This window comes from Corynebacterium gottingense, assembly GCF_003693265.1.
Classification (GTDB): domain Bacteria; phylum Actinomycetota; class Actinomycetes; order Mycobacteriales; family Mycobacteriaceae; genus Corynebacterium; species Corynebacterium gottingense.
In genome coordinates, this window is the sequence record NZ_RDRE01000117.1 from 1 (window position 1) to 1,595 (window position 1,595).

Genomic DNA, 1,595 nt, shown 5'->3' on the forward strand with positions numbered 1-1,595 from the left:
GCGGGCTCGGATGCATCGCTTGCCGACGCCATCGCGCAGGACCCCATCGGCGCACTCGCCGTCATCCTCCCGACCTGGGTGCTGGTCCCGTTCCTGATCACGGCGGTGCTGGCTCTCGTATCCGGCGCGGTGCTCGGCATCTACTCGTCGGGCCTGACGCTGCTCACGCTGGGCATCAGCATTCCGCGCCCGGCGGCCGCGGCGGTCGACGGCGTGATCCTGACCGTCGGCACGATCTGGGTCGTCTTCTTCGCCCAGGACTTCCTCGGCCCGTTCCAGTCGTTCCTCATTACCCTGGGCGTGCCGCTGGCGAGCTGGGCGGGCATCCTCATCGCGGACATTTATAGTCGGAAGCAGGACTACGACGAGGCCGCGCTCTACGATCCAGCGGGGCGTTACGGCGGGGTGGATGTGGCGTCGATAAGCATTCTGACGATTGCTTCGATCCTGGGGTGGGGGCTGGTGGCCAACGCGTTCGCGGAGGAGGCGGCGTGGAATAACTGGCAGGGCTACCTGCTGCCCCTGGTGGGGGAGCAGTGGGCTGATGCGAACCTGGGCGTGCTTGTGTCGCTGGTGTTCTCGCTGGTCGCGGCGTGGGTGGTGCGCCGCGACCGAGTGCGCGCGCAGGAGCGTTAGTCGGCGCGCAGGTAGACCTGGGAGCCTTCCTCGCGGAACTTCTCCGCCATCTGCTCCTCGCCGACCGCGAGCGTCGGGATGCCCAGGTTCTGGATGGTCTGCTGCGTGTCAGCGTCCAGGACGGCGTCGATCTTGTCGCCGAATTCGTCGCGGATGTCCTGGGAGATGCGCATGGAGCAGAACTTCGGGCCGCACATGGAGCAGAAGTGCGCGGTCTTCGCGGGCTCGGCAGGCAGGGTCTCGTCGTGGTAGGCCTGCGCGGTGTCCGGGTCCAGGGAGAGCGCGAACTGGTCCTCCCAGCGGAACTCGAAGCGGGCCTTGCTCATCGCGTCGTCCCAGTCGCTCGCGCCCGGGTGGCCCTTTGCCACGTCGGCGGCGTGCGCGGCGACCTTGTAGGTGATCACGCCGGTCTTCACGTCGTCCTTGTTGGGCAGGCCGAGGTGCTCCTTCGGGGTGACGTAGCAGAGCATCGCGGTGCCGCCGGCGGCGATGTTTGCCGCGCCGATGGCGGAGGTGATGTGGTCGTAACCGGGCGCGATGTCGGTGACCAGGGGGCCAAGCGTGTAGAAGGGGGCGCCGCCGCACCACTCTTCTTCCTTCTCGTTGTTGAGCTGGATCTTGTTCAGGGGCACGTGGCCCGGGCCCTCGATCATGACCTGGACATCAAAGTCCCAGGCGCGCTTGCACAGCTCGCCGATGGTCTTGAGCTCGGCGAACTGGGCGGCGTCGTTGGCGTCGGCGATGGAACCGGGGCGCAGGCCGTCGCCAAGCGAGAAGGCGACGTCGTACTGAGCGAAGATCTCGCAGAGCTCGTCGAAGTTCTCGTACAGGAAGCTCTCCTTGTGGTGCGCCAGGCACCAGCCGGCCATGATCGACCCGCCGCGGGAAACGATGCCGGTCACGCGCTTCGAGGTCAGCGGCACGAAGGGGAGACGCACGCCGGCGTGGATGGTCATGTA

Annotated in this window: 2 protein-coding genes; one reads left to right on the top strand and one right to left on the bottom strand. The window is 67.1% G+C overall.

Annotation, left to right across the window (positions count from 1 at the left end):
* On the top strand, positions 1–636 hold a 636-nt coding region (locus EAW56_RS12075), incomplete at its 5' end, for a purine-cytosine permease family protein (protein WP_482764198.1).
* Here the strand turns inward: EAW56_RS12075 and thiC are convergent.
* The coding region (gene thiC, locus EAW56_RS12080) for a phosphomethylpyrimidine synthase ThiC (protein ID WP_122086801.1) at positions 633–1,595 on the bottom strand (963 nt) is incomplete at its 5' end. The two genes, EAW56_RS12075 and thiC, sit on opposite strands and share 4 nt — an antisense overlap.